Annotated in this window: 17 protein-coding genes and 4 pseudogenes; 7 read left to right on the plus strand and 14 right to left on the minus strand. The window is 69.4% G+C overall.

What is annotated here, in order from left to right:
* Positions 1–317 precede the first annotated feature (317 nt).
* Both ppk2 and J7I98_RS24010 read left to right on the plus strand, forming a co-directional pair.
* Positions 318–1,151, plus strand: a complete 834-nt coding sequence (gene ppk2, locus J7I98_RS24005) for a polyphosphate kinase 2 (RefSeq protein ID WP_214925238.1) — start codon at positions 318–320, stop codon at positions 1,149–1,151.
* Positions 1,152–1,261: 110 nt separating this feature from the next.
* Positions 1,262–2,239: a DUF3048 domain-containing protein gene (locus tag J7I98_RS24010; protein ID WP_214925240.1), complete on the plus strand. Its 978-nt coding sequence runs from the start codon at positions 1,262–1,264 to the stop codon at positions 2,237–2,239.
* Between the two features lie 26 nt (positions 2,240–2,265).
* Here J7I98_RS24010 and J7I98_RS24015 read toward each other — a convergent pair whose 3' ends face one another.
* The 4 genes from J7I98_RS24015 to J7I98_RS24030 all read right to left on the minus strand — a co-directional run bounded on the left by J7I98_RS24015 (position 2,266) and on the right by J7I98_RS24030 (position 5,344).
* Positions 2,266–3,084 carry an amino acid ABC transporter ATP-binding protein gene (locus J7I98_RS24015; protein WP_308377910.1) on the minus strand — a complete coding sequence of 273 codons (819 nt, stop codon included), beginning with the start codon at positions 3,082–3,084 and terminating at the stop codon, positions 2,266–2,268.
* The gene (locus J7I98_RS24020; protein WP_308377911.1) at positions 3,085–3,885 is read right to left on the minus strand and encodes an amino acid ABC transporter permease; all 801 of its coding nucleotides are present in this window, start codon (positions 3,883–3,885) and stop codon (positions 3,085–3,087) included. It lies immediately after the preceding gene.
* Positions 3,882–4,724, minus strand: coding sequence for an ABC transporter substrate-binding protein (locus tag J7I98_RS24025; RefSeq protein WP_214925248.1), 843 nt, complete (start codon positions 4,722–4,724; stop codon positions 3,882–3,884). Before J7I98_RS24025 ends, J7I98_RS24020 begins: the two co-directional genes overlap by 4 nt.
* A gap of 140 nt (positions 4,725–4,864) precedes the next feature.
* A complete protein-coding gene (locus J7I98_RS24030) occupies positions 4,865–5,344 on the minus strand; it encodes an NUDIX hydrolase (protein WP_214925250.1) in 480 nt (159 codons plus the stop codon).
* A 91-nt stretch (positions 5,345–5,435) separates the two neighbouring features.
* On the opposite strand from J7I98_RS24030, the gene J7I98_RS24035 reads away from it, so the two are divergent.
* Positions 5,436–6,251, plus strand: a complete 816-nt coding sequence (locus J7I98_RS24035; RefSeq protein ID WP_308377912.1) for an LLM class flavin-dependent oxidoreductase — start codon at positions 5,436–5,438, stop codon at positions 6,249–6,251.
* 319 nt (positions 6,252–6,570) lie between these two features.
* On the opposite strand, the gene rfbD is transcribed toward J7I98_RS24035, so the two are convergent.
* Positions 6,571–7,476 (minus strand): dTDP-4-dehydrorhamnose reductase, encoded by a 906-nt coding sequence (gene rfbD, locus J7I98_RS24040; RefSeq protein ID WP_308377913.1) that lies wholly within the window; start codon positions 7,474–7,476, stop codon positions 6,571–6,573.
* Positions 7,473–8,063, minus strand: coding sequence for a dTDP-4-dehydrorhamnose 3,5-epimerase family protein (locus tag J7I98_RS24045; protein WP_214925252.1), 591 nt, complete (start codon positions 8,061–8,063; stop codon positions 7,473–7,475). Before J7I98_RS24045 ends, rfbD begins: the two co-directional genes overlap by 4 nt.
* A gap of 141 nt (positions 8,064–8,204) precedes the next feature.
* On the opposite strand from J7I98_RS24045, the gene rfbB reads away from it, so the two are divergent.
* Entirely contained in the window at positions 8,205–9,173 is a 969-nt protein-coding gene (rfbB, locus tag J7I98_RS24050) for a dTDP-glucose 4,6-dehydratase (RefSeq protein ID WP_214925257.1), read from the plus strand.
* 54 nt (positions 9,174–9,227) lie between these two features.
* Here rfbB and J7I98_RS24055 read toward each other — a convergent pair whose 3' ends face one another.
* A complete protein-coding gene (locus tag J7I98_RS24055; protein WP_251021109.1) occupies positions 9,228–9,821 on the minus strand; it encodes a glycosyltransferase family 4 protein in 594 nt (197 codons plus the stop codon).
* Positions 9,822–9,905: 84 nt separating this feature from the next.
* Positions 9,906–10,187: pseudogene (locus J7I98_RS41265) on the minus strand (glycosyltransferase); the annotation flags it as partial.
* On the opposite strand from J7I98_RS41265, the pseudogene J7I98_RS24060 reads away from it, so the two are divergent.
* A pseudogene (locus J7I98_RS24060) lies at positions 10,175–10,396 on the plus strand (NPCBM/NEW2 domain-containing protein); the annotation flags it as partial. The pseudogenes J7I98_RS41265 and J7I98_RS24060 overlap by 13 nt on opposite strands.
* Positions 10,365–10,784, plus strand: a pseudogene (locus tag J7I98_RS24065) (dTDP-4-dehydrorhamnose 3,5-epimerase family protein); the annotation flags it as partial. The pseudogenes J7I98_RS24060 and J7I98_RS24065, both read left to right, overlap by 32 nt.
* Positions 10,785–10,797: 13 nt before the next feature.
* On the opposite strand, the pseudogene J7I98_RS24070 reads toward J7I98_RS24065, so the two are convergent.
* The 5 genes and pseudogenes from J7I98_RS24070 to J7I98_RS24090 all read right to left on the minus strand — a co-directional run bounded on the left by J7I98_RS24070 (position 10,798) and on the right by J7I98_RS24090 (position 16,399).
* A pseudogene (locus tag J7I98_RS24070) lies at positions 10,798–11,439 on the minus strand (sugar phosphate nucleotidyltransferase).
* Positions 11,440–11,491: 52 nt separating this feature from the next.
* Entirely contained in the window at positions 11,492–12,724 is a 1,233-nt protein-coding gene (locus tag J7I98_RS24075; RefSeq protein WP_214925263.1) for a glycosyltransferase family 4 protein, read from the minus strand.
* The gene (locus tag J7I98_RS24080; RefSeq protein WP_214925265.1) at positions 12,721–13,680 is read right to left on the minus strand and encodes an NAD-dependent epimerase/dehydratase family protein; all 960 of its coding nucleotides are present in this window, start codon (positions 13,678–13,680) and stop codon (positions 12,721–12,723) included. Before J7I98_RS24080 ends, J7I98_RS24075 begins: the two co-directional genes overlap by 4 nt.
* A 2-nt stretch (positions 13,681–13,682) precedes the next feature.
* On the minus strand, positions 13,683–15,371 hold the full coding sequence (locus tag J7I98_RS24085; protein ID WP_214925267.1) for a sugar transferase: 1,689 nt from the start codon (positions 15,369–15,371) through the stop codon (positions 13,683–13,685).
* The gene (locus J7I98_RS24090) at positions 15,320–16,399 is read right to left on the minus strand and encodes a glycosyltransferase family 4 protein (protein WP_214925269.1); all 1,080 of its coding nucleotides are present in this window, start codon (positions 16,397–16,399) and stop codon (positions 15,320–15,322) included. The genes J7I98_RS24085 and J7I98_RS24090 overlap by 52 nt, the downstream gene beginning before the upstream one ends.
* A gap of 134 nt (positions 16,400–16,533) precedes the next feature.
* Here J7I98_RS24090 and J7I98_RS24095 point away from each other — a divergent pair, with 134 nt between their 5' ends.
* Positions 16,534–17,475: a class I SAM-dependent methyltransferase gene (locus J7I98_RS24095; protein ID WP_214925271.1), complete on the plus strand. Its 942-nt coding sequence runs from the start codon at positions 16,534–16,536 to the stop codon at positions 17,473–17,475.
* Between the two features lie 42 nt (positions 17,476–17,517).
* Here J7I98_RS24095 and J7I98_RS24100 read toward each other — a convergent pair whose 3' ends face one another.
* The gene (locus J7I98_RS24100) at positions 17,518–19,125 is read right to left on the minus strand and encodes an oligosaccharide flippase family protein (protein ID WP_308377914.1); all 1,608 of its coding nucleotides are present in this window, start codon (positions 19,123–19,125) and stop codon (positions 17,518–17,520) included.
* Positions 19,126–19,158: the final 33 nt, after the last annotated feature.

The following is a 19,158-nucleotide window of genomic DNA, read 5'->3' on the forward strand; positions in this document are numbered from 1 at the left end:
CCACACTCCGGGGGGCACCTCATGCGGCGGACCACCCCTGACCGATGTCAAGCAGTACATCGAGAACCAGCAGCGCCCCGTCTGACCGTCACCACAAAGGCGCCGAGCCCTCCGGCGCTCCGCGCCACCGCCCATGGATGGCCTTCACCTCCGCCCTGAAGGACGGAGCACTGGCCAAGATCAGAGATAGATCTGCCCGGCGGCGAGGTAGTTGGCGGCCCTCCAGTGGGCGTCGAGGCCGTCCAGCTCCTCGCGGCTCAGCGCCACTCGCCCCCGAGGCTTGACTTTGGCCATGGATTCCTCCGTAACGTCGATACATGGGAGACAAAAAGGGCACGGGCAAGGGCGCGGGCAAGCGCGAGAAGCTGCCGCGACCGCTGTACGAGCAGGAGCTGTACCGGCTGCAGACCGAGCTCGCGAAGCTCCAGGAGTGGGTACGGGCCGAAGGTGCACGGGTTGTCGTGGTGTTCGAGGGGCGGGACGCGGCGGGCAAGGGAAGCACGATCAAACGGGTCACGGAACGCCTCAATCCGCGGGTCGCACGCATCGTCGCGCTGCCGCGGCCCACCGAGCGCGAGCGCACCCAGTGGTATTTCCAGCGCTACACCCAGTACCTTCCCGCAGCGGGCGAAATAGTCCTGTTCGACCGGAGCTGGTACAACCGGGCCGGTGTCGAGCACGTCATGGGTTTCTGCACCGAGGAGGAGCACCAGCGCTTCCTGCACCAGTGCCCGGTCTTCGAGCGGATGCTCGTGGAGGACGGCATCCTGCTGCGCAAATACTGGTTCTCGGTGAGCGACGAGGTGCAGGAGGAGCGGTTCCGCCGACGCCTGGAAGATCCCACCCGGCGCTGGAAGCTCTCCGCGATGGACCTGGAGTCGATCACCCGTTGGGAGGCGTACTCCCGGGCGAAGGACGAGATGTTCGTCCATACGGACATCCCTGAGGCCCCCTGGTACGTCGTCGAGAGCGACGACAAGCGCCGTGCCCGGCTGAACATGATCGCCCACCTGCTGTCGAGCGTGCCGTACGAGCCGGTGCCCCCTCCGGACCTGGAACTGCCTCCGCGACCCCCGTCGAGCGGTTACGAAAGGCCGCCCCGTGGCCTGCAGACATACGTCCCCGATCACGCGGCAGGGCTGCGCGAGTAGGTTCAACTCGGGGTTTGCGCGCGTCGGCGTGATGATGGGTGTAGGAGTTGTTGCCGCCGCGCTCGTGCGGCAGTGCGGCTCCGCGGTCTGACCCGAAAGGGGCGGCAGCCATGCACGCAACGGGAGTGAAGAGAACAGCCGCGGTTTCGGTCGCCACACTGGCGCTGCTGGTCCTGGCGGCTTGCGGTGACGGCAGCGGCCAGGGCGGCGGGACATCGCCTCCGCCCGACAACCGGGTTCCGTCCACCGAGAAGCCGGCGCCCGTACCGGACGACGCCCGCATCCTCGCCGTGAAGATCGACAACGTCCGGGCCGCCCGGCCGCCCACGGGACTGGACCGGGCGGACATCGTCTACGTCGAGCAGGTCGAGTCCGGCCTCAGCCGCATACTCGCCGCCTACTCGTCCGACGTGCCGTCCGTCATCGGCCCGGTGCGCAGCGCCCGCGAGTCGGACCTGGAGCTGCTCCGGCAGTTCAACCGGCCGACGCTCGCCTACTCCGGTGCCCAGTCCAGACTCATTCCGCTCATCGAGGCGGCGCCGCTGGACGCACTGCCGCCGTCGAAGGCGCCGCGCGCGTACTTCCGCGGCGGCGACCGTCCGGCGCCCCACAACCTCTACCTGCGCCCCGGCGACACCCCGTACGACTCCTCCGGTGTGAACGCCGCCGAGAGCATCGGCCTCCGCTTCGCCGCCCCGCCGGCCGGCGGGAAAGTCGTGAAGGAGCGCACGGTCCGCTATCCCGCGGCACGCTTCACCTTCACCTGGTCCGCGGACCAGCAGCGGTGGCTGGTCGCCATGGACGGCTCCCCCGCCCGTACGGCCGACGGGAAGCGGCTGAGCGCCGCCAACGTCGTCGTGCAGGACGTGACCGTGCGGCCCTCGGCCTTCCGGGACCGGTCGGGCAGCCCGTCTCCGTTCACCGAGACCGTGGGGTCCGGCTCCGCGACCGTCCTGCGGGGCGGCAGGGCGTACAACGCCGAATGGGGCAGGGACAAGGCGGAGTCCCGGACCGTGTTCACGACCCCGGACGGCAAGCGGATGACGTTCGCCTCCGGTCAGATCTGGATCGTGTACGCGGCACGGTGAGGCGCGGCCGGGCCCGTACGGGGCTTCTACGGACGGTCGTCCTTGCCGGTCGCGTCCTCCGGGCCCGGCTGCTGAGCGGCGGCCGGGTCAAGGATGCGGTTGAGGAAGTTCCTGGTCCGCTCGTGCTGCGGGTCGACCACGACCTGGGCGGCCGGGCCCTCCTCGACGATCACGCCACCGTCCATGAACACCACCCGGTCGGCGACCTCGCGGGCGAAGCTCATCTCGTGGGTGACGACCATCATCGTCATGCCTTCCGAGGCGAGCACCCGCATGACGGCGAGGACGTCGCCGACGAGCTCCGGGTCGAGTGCGGAGGTCGGCTCGTCGAAGAGCATGACCTGGGGACTCATCACCAACGCCCGGGCGATGGCCACCCGTTGCTGTTGCCCGCCGGACAGCTGCGCGGGGTAGGCGTCCGCCTTCTCGGCCAGCCCGACACGGTCCAGGTTCTCGCGGGCGACCTCTGCCGCCCGTGCTTTGTCCCGGCCAAGGACGCGCCGCTGGGGCAGGGTGAGGTTCTTGGTCACTGTCACGTGCGGGAAGAGGTTGAACTGCTGGAAGACCATGCCGATGCGGCGGCGTACCGCGTCGATGTCGACGTCGAGGTCGGTGACCTCCGTGCCGCCGACGAAGACCTGGCCGGAGGTGGGCTCCTCCAGGAGGTTGACGCAGCGCAGCAGAGTCGACTTGCCCGAGCCGGAGGGGCCGATGACGCAGACCACCTCGCCCCTGGCGATGGTCAGGTCGATGCCCCGCAGGACCTCGTTGTCCCCGAACGACTTGTGCAGGCCCCGGATTTCGATCTCCGGGTGGTCGGTGGCCGTGCTGTCCGTCTTCTTCACTTACCTGGCCTTGTCTGCTCGGGCTTCAAGGCGGCGTACCACGAAGCTCAGGGGCACGGTCACCAGCAGATAGCACAGGCCTGCGACCAGGATCGGGGTGGAGTTGGCGGTCTGGCTGGCCAGGTCCCTGCCGAATTTGGTCAGTTCGCGCTCCTGGAGCGTGACGCCGAGGAACAGCACCAGTGAGGAGTCCTTGAACAGCAGGACCAGTTCATTGGTCAGCGGCGGGATGACGATCCGGAACGCCTGCGGGATGATCACCGACACCATGGCCCTGGCGTGCGAGAAGCCCAGCGAACGGGCCGCCTCCATCTGCCCCTTCGGTACGGCCTGGATGCCGGCCCTGATCGTCTCCGCCATGTAGGCGGCGGCCACCAGTCCGAGGCCGAGGGCGACCTTGCCGTACGTATCGCCGGGGATTTCCGTTCCGGGGAACGCCAGCGGTACCGCGACGCCCACGAAGATGAAGATCAGCAGGGCGGGCAGGCCACGGAAGAACTCGATGTAGACACTGGCGACCCACCGGTAGGGCGCCACCGACGACAGCCGCATCAGCGCGATGACCAGGCCGAGTACGAGGCCGAACGCGAAACCGGAGAGCGTGTAGACCACCGTGTTGCGCAGGGCGGTGGTGATGATTTCGGGGAAGAGCTCTTCCGCGAGGTCCTTCTGTGCGAACTGGTTCTGCAGCCGGTCCCAGTCGGCCAGGAGACCGATCAGGACCAGGACCGCGACGAACACCGCGTACTGGATGCCCTGCGAGACTCGGCGCCGCTGTCGCCTGGTGAGGCGAGAGGTCACGACTGGCCCTTGGGCAGCGGGCCGATCCACTGCTCGTACAGCTTCTTGTACGTGCCGTCGGCCTTGGCATCCTTGATGGCCTTGTCGATGGCGGCGCGCAGCTTCTCGTTGCCCTTCTTCACCGAGAAGCCGTACTGCTCGCCGGTCTCGATGTTCTGGCCGAGTGCGAACTGGTCGGCGTTGGCCTTGTCCTTGAGCCAGCCCTGGACGACGGGATAGTCGATCACGACGGCGTCGACCTGGCCGGTGCGCAGACCGTTGAGCACGGCGTCGGAGCTTTCGAACGCGACAGGGTCGAAGCCCTGGCCCGTGGCGTAGCTCTCGCCGGTGGTCTCCGCCTGGGCGCCGAGCTTCTTCTTCATGGACTTCACGTCGGCCAGGGACTTGACGCCGCTCTTCTTGGTGGCGAGGAGAGCCTGGGTCGCGTCGAAGTAGGGGACCGAGAAGTCGACGTTCTTCTTGCGCTCGTCGGTGATGGTCATGCCGGCGGCCGCGAGGTCGCACTCGCCCGAGTTGAGGAACGCCCCTGTCTTGAAGTTCTCGAACGGGGTGTCGCGGATCTCCTGCTCGACCTTCAGGTTCTTCGCCACGATGTCGATGAGAGCCACGTCGAAGCCGACGACCTTGCCGCTCTGCTCGAACTGGAACGGCGGGTAGGGCAGGTGGGTGCAGGTGGTCAGCTTCCCCTTCTTGACCACGGGTACGCCGCCCGCTGCCTCGCCGGGCCCGTCGTCGTCCGAACCACAGCCGGCGACGAGGAACAGCCCGGCCGCGGCGACGCCTGCGGTCGCGAGGGTACGGATGCGGCGGGCGCGGTGACCGTTGGCCGTCCTGGACACGGTTGACCTCCATGGGTGCGGGGGCGGCTGAGGAACGGAGCCCCGTCAGCCATGATCGTAGGGTAGCGGGGCGCTGCTGCGGGGGTGGCTGTGTGGGGTTCTTGCGCCAGTCGGGGCGCGCGGCGGGCGCGGTGACGGATTCAGCCGAGTGTGGGGTAGCAGTACGCCCGGACCTCGGGCAGGTCCAACTCCGGACGCCAGGCGCGCAGTACGGCCGCCGACGGTGCGAAGAGCTGCGAGGGCACATCGGCTGCGGCGAACCACTCCCAGCGTGCGATCTTCAGCGGTTCGGTGACGTGCGGGGCGCCCGCCGCCGTCTCCAGTACCGCGGCGGCGGTGACGCGGGTGATGCCGCCGGCGGCGTCCATCAGTACGGCGACGATCCGGACGGCGTCGGCGTCGGCGCGCAGCGCGGTCTCCTCCGCCAGCTCGCGCACGGCGGCGTCCTCGAAGCTCTCGCCCGGGTCGACCTTGCCGCCCGGCAGCTCCCAGCGGCCGTCGTGGCCGAGCCCCAGGAGGATGCGCCCGGCCGGGTCTACGACGATGACGCCGACGCCGGTCAGGGCGTTCGGCGTGGGGCGGGCGCGCTCGGGGCGTTCGGCCTCGGGGTGAGCCGTCATGTGTTCCTCCTGGGGCGGGAGCTTCGACGTGGCAGCGTAATCGTGCGCCCGCCGATGTGCGGAGGTGGTCGGGCCGGGTGATGCTCGTGCTGTGACGGTGCCGACTCCTCTGCCCCTCCTGCTGGGTGCGAACGTCGATCCCGCCTGGTCCGATCCGCTGCGGGCGGTCGTGCGGGCCAGGCGGGTCGAGGAGGCGGGGCTCGATCTGATCACCCTCCAGGACCGTCCGTCGTTCTACGACCCGTGGGCCCTGACGAACTGGATCCTCGCGTCCACGGACCGGCTGCTGGTCCTGCCCACGGTCTTCAATCTGCCGCTGCGCCGGCGTGCCGTGGTCGCGAGGTCCGCGGCCACCGCGTACCTGCTGTCCGACGGGCGCGTGCAACTGGGTCTGGGGGCTCGTACGGGCGAGGTCCTCGACACGCTGAGCAACGGCATCGATGTCGTGCACGCGATGTGGCGGGGTGAGCGGGACGAGCGGGAGGGCGTGACCGAAGGGCTGGGCATCTGGCTCGACGTGCTGGATCCGCGTGCGCTGCGGCTGCTCGGCGCGAAGGCCGACGGCTGGATCGCGTCGAGCAGCTATTTCGGCCCGGCCGAACTGCCCAGGGGCAATGGCCTGATCAAGGCGGGCGCGGAGGAGGCGGGCCGCGACCTGGCGGAGCTGACGCGGATGCGGAAGGTCTACAACGTCGCGGGGCTCATCGGGGCGGAGGCGGTCGATCCGTTTCACGGGTCGGTGCGGCAGTGGGCGAATGCGCTGGTCACGTTGGTGCGGGAGGACGCGATGAATGCGTTCGTGTACTGGCCGGAGGACGACCACGACCGCCAGACGGAGATTTTCGCGGGCGAGGTGGCACCGCTGGTGCGGGAGACGGTGGGTGGCAGCGGGGGCGCGGCATCGTAGGCCGGGTGGGGGAAAGAAACCGTCAGGCCGCAGCCCTGACCCTCCGCGCCGGTCAGGAGTGTGCCCTGTCGGCGCCTGCCCTGGCCCGGCTGTCGCTTCGCGGGTTTCTCCTCCGCCTTGCAGGCTGGACAGACGGGCTGGGCCTGCTTGCCGTACCGGGGGGTGAGACCGTGGCAGCGCACACGGCCCGACCTGCCGCGGCTCGCACCCCAGGAGCCGCTGCACCGTGGGCGACCGCACCGTCGAGCTTGCCTTGGGCGAAGGCTGCCGGCTGCCGTTCCCCGGCCGCTGACCGGGTGCTGTGCCGAGGGGCCGCGTGTCAGGTGCTGACAGCAGCCCGGGCGAGAGCCGTGTGCAGAGCTGTCCGCCAGTGCGGCAACGCCGGCAGTCCCTCCCGATCCCAACGGAAGGTACCCAGCACGCTGTACGCCGGACGTGGCGCCGGCCGGGCGAATCGATCGCTGCTCACCGGCCGCACCCGGTCCGGGTCGGCGCCCAGCTCCTCGAAGACGGCCCGAGCCAACTCGTACCAGCTCGCCTCGCCCGCGCACACGCAGTGGTAGATCCCCGGCGGCGCGCCGCGGACGACCAGGGCCAGGAGACCCTGGGCCAACTCATACGACCAGGTCGGTGAGCCGCGCTGGTCCGTCACCACCTCGACGGTGTCGCGGCTGCGTTCCAGCCGCGCCATCGTGCGGACGAAACTCGGCGCGTGCGCGCTGTACAACCACGCGCTGCGCACGACGTATGCCTGCTCCGGCGCGGCCGTCAGGACGGCACGCTCCCCAGCGGCCTTCGTACGCCCGTACGCGCTGAGAGGGCCGACCGGAGCTTCCTCCGGATAGGGCGTGGTGGCGTCTCCGGGGAAGACGTAGTCGCTGGAAACATGGACGAGCCTCGCTCCGTGGGATTGCGCCACCGCCGCCAGAAATCCCGGAGCGGCCGCGTTGACCCGCAGGGCAGCCGGCTCGTCCTTCTCCGCCGCGTCGACTGCGGTGTACGCGGCGGCGTTGAAGATCACCAGGCGCGCGGCGCCCTCCCGCCGCGCGGAGGAGGCCCAGTCGCCCACGTACCGTTCCACTGCGACTGCGTCGCCGATGTCCAGATCCGCATGGCGCGGACCCCACACCGGCAGCACATCGGGCCGCGATCCCAGTACGGTCACCAGGTCGTGCCCGAGCTGCCCATGCGCCCCGGTGACGAGCGCCGCCAGCCGGCCGCTCACGGGCCCGCTCCGGCCGGGTGCCCGGCGCTGTCGCGCAGGCTCGCGTACAACGCGCGGCAGTCGGCGTACCCGGGCAGCAGTCCGGCGTGCTCCGCCTCGCCCAGTGTCGGGGCGGCCAGATCCTTGGGGGACAGGATCGGTTCGCCCTCGACGCCCCACGGCACACCGATGGCCGGATCGAGCGGATTCACACCGAACTCCCGTTCGGGTGCGTACGGAGTCGAGCACAGGTAACTGACCGTGGCCTCCTCGCTCAAGGCCGCGAACGCATGGCCCAGCCCCTCGGCGATGTACACCGAGCGGCGTTCGACGCTGTGCAGCGGGACGGTGGCGAACGCACCGAACATCGGAGAGCCGACCCGCAGATCCACGACGACGTCGAGCACGGCGCCGTGCTGACAGCTCACGTACTTCGCCTGCCCCGGCGGTACGGCCGCGCAGTGGATTCCCCGGATCACCCCCCGGCGAGAGGTTGAACAGTTGACCTGCGCGAGTGCCAGAGGATGCCCCACCGACCCGACCAACGACTCCTGGACGAATTCTTCGGCGAAGACCCCGCGGTCGTCCCGGAACAGGCGAGGGGTCATCACAAAGGCATCAGGAATATCCAGCTCGCGTACCTCCACTCTTCAAGCCTGCCTCCGGTCGAAAGGGTTCGCGAGCGGGGGCGGCGTAACGTGGAAGGAGGCGAGCCACCCTGGAAAGACCGATCCGAGCTGGAGAGACGGATGCGCGTTCTCGTCGTCGGCGGCGCCGGATTCATCGGCTCGGCGTACGTGCGGAACTTGGTGAGCGGCGCCTATCCCGCGCACGCGGGTGCCAAGGTGACCGTACTGGACAAACTGACCTACGCCGGCAATCTCGCCAATCTGGAGCCGGTGGCGGGTGAGTTTGTGTTCGTCCGCGGTGACGTCCGCGACTCCGAGCTGCTTGCCGAGGTGGTCCCCGGCCATGACCTCCTGATCAATTTCGCGGCGGATACGCACGTCGACCGCTCCATCACCGGCCCGGCTGAATTCGTGCTGACCAATGTGGCGGGCACCCAGACGCTGCTCCAGGCCGCGTTGGACGCCGGAGTGCCCCGAGTGGTGCAGGTCTCCACCGACGAGGTGTACGGATCCATCGACTCCGGGGCCTGGACGGAGCACTGCCCGCTGGAACCCAACTCGCCGTACGCCGCGACGAAAGCCGGCGGCGACCTCGTGGCCCGGGCCTACCAGCGTACTTACGGCTTGCCCGTCTGCGTCACTCGCTGCTCGAACAACTACGGGCCGTACCAGTTCCCGGAAAAGGTCATCCCGCTGTTCGTCACCAATCTGCTCGACGGCCTGCCTGTCCCGCTGTACGGAGATGGCCTCAATGTGAGGGACTGGCTGCACGTCGACGACCACTGCCGCGGCATCGAGATCGTCTCGGAGCGCGGCGTACCAGGTGAGGTCTACAACATTGGCGGCGGAGTCGAGCTGAACAACCGGCAGCTCACGCAGTTTTTGCTGGATGCCTGCGGAGCGAGTTGGGACATGGTGCGGCCGGTGCAGGACCGTCCGGGCCACGACCGGCGATACAGCGTGGACGACACCAAGCTGCGAGCGCTCGGCTATGCACCACGGGTGCCCTTCGCCGAGGGGCTCGCGGCGACTGTTGCCTGGTACCGCGACAGCCGCGCCTGGTGGGAGCCGCTGAAGCCGAGCCTCTGACGTCACGGTCAGCGCAAGGCGGTCGCCCCTTCGGGACGTACTCGCGTCGTACGCTCAGCGGGACTCGACCGGCTGGGGCTCGGGCAGGCCCAGCAGCCGGCAGTAACACGCGTCGATGGCCTTGCACATGGCATCCGGGCTGAAGGCGTCACGTACGCGTGCGCGCCCACGACGCCCCATCTCGGCGGCCTCGTCCGGGTGATCGAGCAACCAGCCGACCGCCCGGGCCATGCTGGCCGGATCCGCTGGGGCAGCGAGCAGCCCGGTGGCGCCGTGCCGCACGAGATCGGGTACGCCGCTGACAGCTGTGGCGGCGACCGGGCGTGCCGCGGCGAGTGCTTCGGTGAGCGATCGGCCGAGACCCTCGTACAGCGAAGTGATGACGAAGACGTCCAGGGCGGCCACGAGCCGGTCGGCGTCCAGCCGGTGGCCGGTGAGCCGGACCTCGACACCGAGTTCGGCTGCCAGCTTCCGGACTTCGTCGGCGAGCGGGCCGTCTCCCACCATCACGAAAACTGTGTGCGGGTACGAAGTCCGGAGCGCCGCGGCCATGCGAACGAAGTCCAGTGGGGCCTTCTGGAAGGCGATCCGACCCACCGTGCCGACGAGGGCAGCCCCCGGCGGGACGTCCAGCGCCTGACGGGCCATTGGGTCGAACTCGGTGGGAACACTGTCCAGGTCGACCGCCGATGGCACGACCTGGACGCTGCCTGGCCGCGCCAGACGCTCCTCGACGACCTCGCGGGCCAGGCGTGGTGCGACAGCCAGGAACGCGTGAGTGAAGTGCCTGGTCGAGCGCTCCAGGTTGCGATACGCCCAACGGCGCCGCCGGGACATGTAGTCGTGGAAGCTGATGCCGTGGAAGGTGTGCACCACCGCCGGTGTGCGGCACAGCCATGCGGCCAGCCGCCCGAGGAAACCGCCCTTGCCGGAGTGGGTGTGCACGATCGTGAACCGTTCGTGCCGGATCAGCCGCACCAACCGCCAGAGAACGCATAGTCTGGCTGAAGGCCACCAACGGGTACGGTCCGGCCGAACGGGACCGCAGCAACGGCGAGTCGGGCACGGCCGACGGGCACACCCTCACCCTCGCGGGCAAGACCTACGAGAAGGGCATCGGCGCGCACGCCGACTCCGACATCGAGGTCTACACCGGCGGACGCTGTACCGCCTTCACCGCCGACGCCGGAATTCGCCGCGGTTCCTCCGGGGCAGGCCAAATACGTCACCTGTGTCAGGGGCGCCGTACTCGACGTCGTCGTCGACATCCGCACGGGCTCTCCCACCTTCGGCCGGTGGGAGGCCGCGCGGCTGTCCGAGGAGAGCGGCCGCTGCGTCTATCTGGCCGAGGGTCTGGGGCACGCCTTCATAGCGCTGGACGATCATTCGACCGTCGTCTATCTGTGCTCGGAGGGGTACACACCACGGCGCGAGCACAGCGTTCATCCCCTCGATCCCGCCCTGGCCGTGGCGTGGCCGAAGGGCGTGACGCCGCTGCTCTCAGAGAAGGACGCGGCGGCGCCCACCCTCGCGGAGGCCGAGCGGCAAGGGCTGCTGCCCTCGTGCGAGAGGAGCCGCGCCTACCGGCAGAGCCTGCGCGACACCCAATAGACCGCCGCGGTCACTAGGCGATCTGCACCCTGCTGTGATCGCCCAGTACGAGGCGGTGTGCTGCGGGGTGCCTGGGTCACCTCGACGAAGTGGCCGATCAGGGAGGCCTGTATGCGTCGTACGCCGACGACACTGGCGCCGCGCAGGACGATGGAGTACTCGATCTCGCTGTCTTCGACGCGACAGTCCTCCGAGACCGAGGTGAACGGGCCGACGTACGAATCCTTGATCACGGTCCCGTAGCCGATGACGGCGGGGCCGACGATGCGGCTGGCCGTCACCTTCGCACCTGCCTCGATGCGGACCCGGCCGATGAGCTCACTGGCGTCGTCGACGCTTCCTTCGCTGCCGGGGTCCAGCGTTTCGAGCACCGTGCGGTTCACCTCAAGCATGTCCGGTGACATTCCCGGTGTCCTTCCAGTAGCCCGAGATTGTTGTGGAGCGCACGTCCCGGCCCTGGTCGATCAGCCACTGGATGGCGTCGGTGATCTCCGGCTCCCGATGCCGACGTCGGTGATCGCGGCTTGCCCGATGGCTTCCAGGCCGTAGAACAGGACCGGTTTGTTGGCGACGGGGACCAGTTGCTTCGCCGAGGTGTGAGTGATCGGGCGGAGGCGGGTTCCCGCTCCGCCGAGGCGAGTACGAGCGCTTTCATGGTCGCAGTCCCAACGCCCTAAATATCAGACGTACACTTACGCTGTATACGTTCAACTTTGCGCCGTATGCGCATCAGCGTCAAGCGGACGCTCAAGCCCGAGCAACCGGCGGTAGCACCCGTCGATCGCCGCGCACATGGCGTCCGGCGCGAAGGCCATGCGCACCCGCGCGCATCCCTGGCGCCCCATGTCGGCGGCCTCGTCGGGGTGGTCGAGCAGCCAGCCGACCGCAAGGGCCACGCCTGCCGGGTCCGCCGGGGCGGCGAGCAGTCCGGTGGCACCCGCTTCCACGAGGTCGGGTACGCCGTTCACGGCCGTAGCGACCACCGGGCGGGCCGTGGCGAGAGCCTCGGTGAGCGCACGGCCGAGCCCCTCGTAGAGGGATGTGATCACGAAGACGTCCAGGCCGGCTGCCAGCCGGGCCGCATCCGGCCGGTAACCGGCCAGCCGGACGTCGACGCCCATCGCGGCTGCCAGCCGCCGGACGTCGTCCGCGAGCGGGCCGTCACCGATGATCACGAAGGCGGTCTCCGGGTGCGTGGCGTGGACCGCTGCGGCCATCCGGACGAAGTCCAGCGGGGCCTTCTGGTGGTCGATCCGGCCCACCGTGCCGACCAGCGCGACCTCCGGCGGGACGCCCAGCGCCTGGCGTGCGTCCTGGTCGAAACGGTGCGGAATGTCGTCCAGATCCACCGCCGAAGGCACGACGAGGACGCTGCCCGGCGGTGCCAGTCGCTGCTCGACGGCCTCCCTGGCCAGGAGCGGGGCGACGGCGAAGAAGGCATGCGTCCAGCGCCGGGTCAGGCGCTCCAGGCGTCGGTACGCCACACGCCGCCACCGGGGCATGTGGGCGTGGAAGCTGAGGCCGTGGAAGGTGTGCACGACCACAGGCGTCCGGCACAGCCGTGCCGCGAGGCGGCCGAGGAAGCCGCCCTTGGCCGAGTGGGTGTGCACGACGGTGAACCGCTCGCGGCGGATCAGCCGTACCAGCCGCCACAGTACGAGGGCGTCCGCCGGGGTGAGCACCTCCTTGAAGCCCGGGATCTCCACGGTGCGTACGCCCGCCGCCCTGGCCCGCTCCCACAGATCACCTCCCGGCACACCCGCCACCCATACCTCGTACACGGCAGGGTCCATCCCGGCAGCCGACAGCAGCGTGTTGCCGCCGGCCCCCGCCCAGAACCGGGTGATGACATGCAGGACCTTGACCCGCGGCGTCGCGGGCTGCGGCGGAAGGCCGTCCGTCGGGACCACCGGCGGGGGAGCCGTCGGCCAGCCGCTCATGCGCCCGCCACTCTGAACGCGGCACGCTCGGCTTCGACCATCGCCGCGAGCCCTTGGCGGATGCCGGTCGCGGGCCGGTAGCCGAACGCGTCGCGCGCCACCGTGATGTCCGCCCCGGTGTGGCGGGCGTCTCCGGGCTGCGCGGCCTCATGGAGCACGCGGACGGGAGCGATCAGCTCACCGACGATGGCCAGGACCTGATTCATCGTCACCCGGTTGCCCCCGCCGACGTTGGCGACACCGCTCCACGAGGAGAGCGCCGCCCGCCGCATCACGCTCACCACATCCATGACATAGGTGAAATCGCGGGTCTGTTCGCCGTCTCCGTGCAAGGGGAACGTCCCGTCGGTGAGGGCGGCCGTCACCAGGCGCGAAAACGCCATGTCCGGGCGCTGGCGCGGACCGTAGACCGTGAAGAGCCGCAGCGACACCGCAGGGACGGCGAACGTGGTGCGGTAGATCTCGCACAGGTGCTCGGCGGCGAGTTTGCTCACGCCGTACGGAGAGACGGGCCGTGGCCGCGCCGTCTCGGCCGTGGGGTACGTCTCGGCGTCGCCGTACACGGAGGAGCTCGACGCGAAGACGACCCTGGGCAGTCGTACGCCGTGCCGGGCCTCGTGCGCCGTCTCCAGGACGCGCTGCGTGGCGCGTACGTTCCGGTCCAGGTACACCGCGAATTCCGCGCCCCAGGACGCCCGTACGCCGGGCTGGCCGGCGAGGTGGTAGACCACGTCGGCGCGGGCGAACTCCCGTCCCAGCGGAAGCGTGAGAAGGTCGCCGTGCCGGAAAGTGAACCTGTCTCTGCCCTGCAGCCGTTCGAGGTTGGCCCGCTTGCGAGAAACGGGGTAGTAGTCGGTCATGGCGTCGATGCCGATGACGTCGTCCCCGCAGGCCAGCAGATGTTCGCAGAGGTGTGACCCGATGAATCCGGCCGCACCCGTCACTACTGCTCGCATGGTCAGCCTCCTTCCCCCGTGCGGTCCGTCCGCTCGCCCACGGCCGACAGCACGTACCGCGCGGTGCGCGCGATGAAGCGCACGGTGTGGGCCAGGGAGGGATCCGCCAGGAACTCCGCGTCCAGCGCCACCCTTTGGGGAACCATGACGTCGAGGTAGTACGCCTCGGGGTTCGGCTGCTTTTCGAGCTGCGCGGCGTACTCGCGCGACCTGAGCTGCACCGGACCGGTCAGCCCCGGCCGGTAGTCGAGGACCCACCGGCAGTCGGGCGGGTAGCGCCGGGCCAGACCGGCGGTCTCCGGGCGCGGGCCCACCAGGGTCATGTCGCCGCGCGCCACGTTGAAGAGCTGCGGCAGTTCGTCGAGGGAGAAACGGCGCAGCTGCCGTCCCACCCGGGTGAACCGCGCGTCGCTGCTGCCCGTCACCTCCGGCCCCCACGCGCCCCTGCGCAGCGTACGGAACTTGTAGAGCGTGAACTCGGCCCCGTCCTCGCCGACGCGCTGCTGGCGGAACAGCACCCCTCCAGGGCCCGTGATCCGTACGAGCAACGCGACGACGGCCAGCACGGGGGAGAGCACGACCAGTGCCGCGACGCTGAACGTGACGTCCAGGATCCGGCGGGTCGCTCCCGGCCGCGTGGGCGTACCGGGCGGGCGGACGGGACCCGTCGGTGTGCTCTGCGCCAGGGCCGCTGAGCGGACTTCGCGCGAGAGAAGCCAGCGCAGGAAGCCCACGTACCCGACTGCTGTGTCACGCAGTTCGCGTCCGCTGCCGCGCAACGCCGCCCGCAGGAGCCGCGCAGCCGGTTCGACGGTCAGGGAGAGTGCGAGGAGCAGGCACGCCCGCAGGCGGGGCCAGTGCTGGAAGGCGAACAGGGTCCGGCTGCGCAGCGAGTGGCTCAGCCGCGTGCCCCGTATCTGATCCGTGCTCACGTTCTCGGCGTGATAGACGCGTGCGGCGCGCAGGAAGTACGACGGCCGTCCCTGCCGACTCGCTCGCAGGGCGAGGTCCACCTCCTCGAAGTAGAGGAAGTAGCGCTCGTCGAAGCCCTCAAGCGCCTCGAACAGCGACCGGCGCATCAGATAGAAGGCGCCGATGACCTGGTCCACCGGCCCGGACTGAAGGGTTTCCTCGGGCGTCAGATGCCGGGGAGGGAAGAGCGCGGGCAGGAGACGGTCGAGGCCGGTCATCATGCCGACGTACGCGCGAAGGCTCGGGAACCGCGAGGCCGAGATCCTGGGCCGCCCCTGCTCGTCGACGATCTGGACTCCGCAGATGCCGACCCGCTCGGCCGACGGCGTACACAAGAACTCTCCGACGATCCGCAGGGTGTCGGGAAGGAGCCTGGTGTCCGGGTTCAGGAAAAGCAGGTATTCGGAGCCGCAGAGGGCGGCGCCCTGGTTGCAGGCGGCGGCGAATCCGCGGTTGCGGGCGTTGGTGATCACCTTGAGCCGGGGTCCGGACAGGTCGAGGTCGCATGCGGACCGGTCGCTGGAGGCGTTGTCCACCACGACCACGGAGTGGACGACGAGCGCGGACCGGTCGGCACGCGCGATGGAGTGCAGACATTCCTGCAGGTAGCGCCCGGTATTCCAGTTAACGATCACGATGTCGGCAACCGGTGCTGTCCGCGCGCCCGTCATCTCCGCACCGCCGCCGTCTCGACGGCCGATTCCCAGCGTGGAAGCCACGCGTCGTAGGAGTACCGCCGGCAGGTGATCTCATGGGCCTGCCGCCCGAGCCGCTCCCGGGTGGACACCGGCGAGTCCAGCAGGCTGAGGATCGCGTCGGTCCAGTCCTCGGCGTGTGGAGGGGCGGGCATGGCGAACAGGGACAGAATCTCCGCGTTGACCCCGACGGGACTGGCGACCGCCGGCAGGCCCGCAGCACCGTACTGGAGCAGCTTGTAGCCGCATTTCCCCCGGCTGTAGGCGGTGTCGGGCACCGGCATGATGCCGATGTCGACCTCCGCCGGAGCCGTCCGCTGGCGGGCGGTGGTCCACTCGACGCGGTCGGTGAAGCTCTCCAGACGGCCGAGCGTGGGGCGCGTGGTGCCGATGATCGTCAGCCGGGCACCGGTCCTGCGGTGGACCTCGACGAGCGCGTCCTCGACGAGCAGCAGATGCGCCTCGTTGTCCGGCGAGCCGATCCAGCCCAGTCGCGGCGGATCGTGCAGGTGGTACGACGTCTTGCGTACGTACGCCTCGGGCGCCACGCAGCTGGGGATCACCACGACGTCTCTGTGGTGCTGGGAGGCCCAGTCCGCGAGGACGGCGTTGCCGGCGATCACCCGGTCGGCGTACCGCACGGCGACGCGCGCTTTTCCGGCCTTCGGGGCCAGCCTGCGCAGCAGACCGCCGCTGCCGTAGTCCCACTGAAGCGCGTCGTCGAAGTCGTACACGGCGAACTCCGAACGGGCGAGCAGCCGCCGTTCCGTCCCACCCCGGCTGAGCGGGGATGCCTCGCGGTGCAGCAGGAGCCGCCGTGGCCGGGCGGCCGCCATCTCGCGGAGCTGGCGCTCGGCGCGGGCGAGGGCGACGGGGCGGCGCGCGAGCTGTGCGGGCCTGGCGTTCCTGAGGGAGAGATAGCTGCTCACGGTGAACCGCAGTTCCGTGCGGTCCAGCCACTCGAACACGCGGACCCGCGAACTGCCTGCGTTCCGGCCGTAGGGCGTCACAGCACAGCGGTCCAGGTGATCGCGGTCCAGGCTGTCGTCCATGGAACCCCGTTCCTGGTGGTCGGCGGTCCATATCGGGGCGAATGCGCCTTATAACCCAGAGCTGAGCATATCTGAAGCCATATGAACATACTGGACCAGTATCGACACCGTCGGCCACCTTACGAGGAGCTCGCATGGCCCTCGCCGCACTGGACCAGGTCAAGCTCCTCCTGGTGTGTCCGCAGTGCCGGTCGGCTCTGGTGGCAGGGGACAGTGCCTTCCACTGCGTCTCGGCCGCCTGCCCCTACCATCCGGCCGACGCCTTCCCGGTGGTGGGGCGACTGCCCGTACTCGTCGATTTCGAGCGCAGCATCCTGCGCCGACAGGACCTCGTGGGACCCCCGCGAGCCGCCGGGGGCCGACTCCCGCAACTGGTGCGGGGAGTGTGGAAGCCGCTGAACAGAGTCGCCGTACGCAACACCGAGCGGCTACTGCGGCTGCTGCCGGGCCCCGCGCCCACGCTGCTGGTCGTCGGAGGGGGCACGGTGGGCAACGGGGTGGCAGCGGTCTACGCCGATCCCCGGGTTCAGGTCATCGGCTTCGACATCGCGCCCAGTGCGATGACACAGTTCGTGGCGGACGCACACCAGATCCCGCTGGCGGACCGGAGTGTCGACGCCGTGCTGGTGCAGGCCGTGCTGGAGCACGTGCTCGACCCGGCACAGGTGGTCAGCGAGATTCACCGGGTGCTGGTGGACGGCGGACTCGTGTACGCGGAGACACCGTTCCTGCAGCAGGTGCACGCCGGTGCGTACGACTTCCTCCGCTTCACCGCCAGCGGGCACCGCTACCTCTTCCGGCGGTTCAGCGAAATCGACGCCGGTACGGTCGCGGGGCCGGGCACCCAACTGCTCTGGAGCGCCGACCATCTGGTGCGCGGCCTGACGCAATCCACGACCGCGGGCCGGCTGACGCGCGGCGCACTGTTCTGGCTGCGCTACCTCGACGCGCTCGTCCCGGCGGGTTACGCGTCGGACAACGCCTCCGCGCTCTACTTCCTGGGCCGCAAACGGGACAGAGAGATGTCGCCGAAGGAGATCGTCCGCTACTACCGAGGGGCGCAGCGACCCCGATGACGGGAAGGAACCTGAGATCATGTCATGACCGGCTGTCTCCCCTTACCCGGCGTCGTCGTGCTGTCGGCGGGAAAACGCTGCGCGTACCGACTCCGCGGCGAAACGGTACGTCATCCGCAACCGCTGCCGGTTTGAAACGGCCAGGCCCGCAGCGAACAGGAGTACGGAAGTTACGCCGCCCAGGGCCCCGGACAGCAGGTCGGAGCCCGCCCGTGTGGCGATCACCCATCCGGCCGAGGCCGAACCAAGGCCTACCACCACCGGGCCGAGTACCTCAGGGAGCAGCCGTACACGCAGTCGCCGGGAGGTGGCCCGTACCAGGACTGCCGCTTCCGTCAGCGCCGAGGCGGTCCAGCCGAGCCCAATGGAGGCTACGCCGATCACCGGGAGCAGCGGCAACGTCACGGCGAACCAGGCAGCGAGCTGCAGGACTTCGGCACGCAGGACGGCTTTGGCGTCGTCAATAGCGTAGAGATAGCTCTGGGTGGCCACCGAAATCGAGCCGCCGATGAGCAGCGCCAGACAGGCACCTGGAAGGATCGTGCTCGCCTCACGCCACTGATTCCCGAAGAGGCCGGGGACAAGCCCCGGTGCGGAACCAACCATCGCCGTGAGGACGAAGCCTGTGCCCACGGCTGTCATGCCTGCGGCCCGCTCCACAAGTGGCCCCACGTCCTCCTTGCTTGCGACCAGCCGGGACATCGTGGGGAACGAGACGCGCGACAGCGACACGAAGAGTAACGAAGGGACCTCCGTCATCCGCCTGGCGAGAGTCCACAAGCCGAGTGCTGCGATGCCGCTGATCGCGGCGACGGTCACATTGAGCAGCTGGTCGCCCAGGATCCAGACGGCGTTGACTGCCTGGAACTGCAGGCCGAAACGTATGAGGGGCTTGATCAGGCGAGCCGAGAACCGGGGGCGTACGCGGCCTTCGCGGCAGGCGAGGGCCATGGCGAGCGCCCCGGTCGCAGCCCGGACGACAGTCGCCGTGGCCAGTCCCCATACGCCGAACCCGGCGATCACGGTGCCGATCGCCCAGGCTTGATAGCAGATCACTTGCGTGAGTTCGACCATGGCGAGACGCTGATAGCGCAGTGACCGCTCCAGCAGGATGCGGCCCGGGAATTGCAGCGCGACCAACGGCATGGACGCCACCATGATCGCGGTTACCCAGCCGACCTGGCCGAACGGACTCACGGCTGCCACCGTCGCCGCCACCAATGTGCCGGCACTGGTGATGCCGAGTTGCAGCGCGCTCAATGCTCCGAGTTCATCGCGGGTGGGGGGTTCGTCGCGCCTGATGAGCCCGGCGCCGAGGCCGCCGTCAGAGATGAGTCCGGCGAAGAAAACAAACGTCATGCCAATGGCGACGACGCCGAATTCGCGCGGGGCGAGCAGGCGGGCGACGATGATGTTTCCGACGAACCCGAGCAGCATGATCACCAGCCCGCGGGTTCCCACAATGAGGACGCCCGCCGACGCCCGCCGTCTCAACTCGCTTCGTGTAAGAGCGTCGTCGGCAGGGCCGGAAGAGTGATCGCCATCCCTATCGGCATCAGGTGACGGCTTGCCGAATTCAGGTCGCAGTGGCCATCTCCTGCGCCCTGTAGGCACCATGTCGTTCCCTTCTGGTAAGGACCTTCTCACCATAGGGTGAGGGGGATTCGCACCGTGCGCCAGACG

The sequence above is a fragment of the Streptomyces sp. ISL-98 genome (assembly GCF_018614055.1).
Taxonomy (GTDB): domain Bacteria; phylum Actinomycetota; class Actinomycetes; order Streptomycetales; family Streptomycetaceae; genus Streptomyces; species Streptomyces spiramyceticus.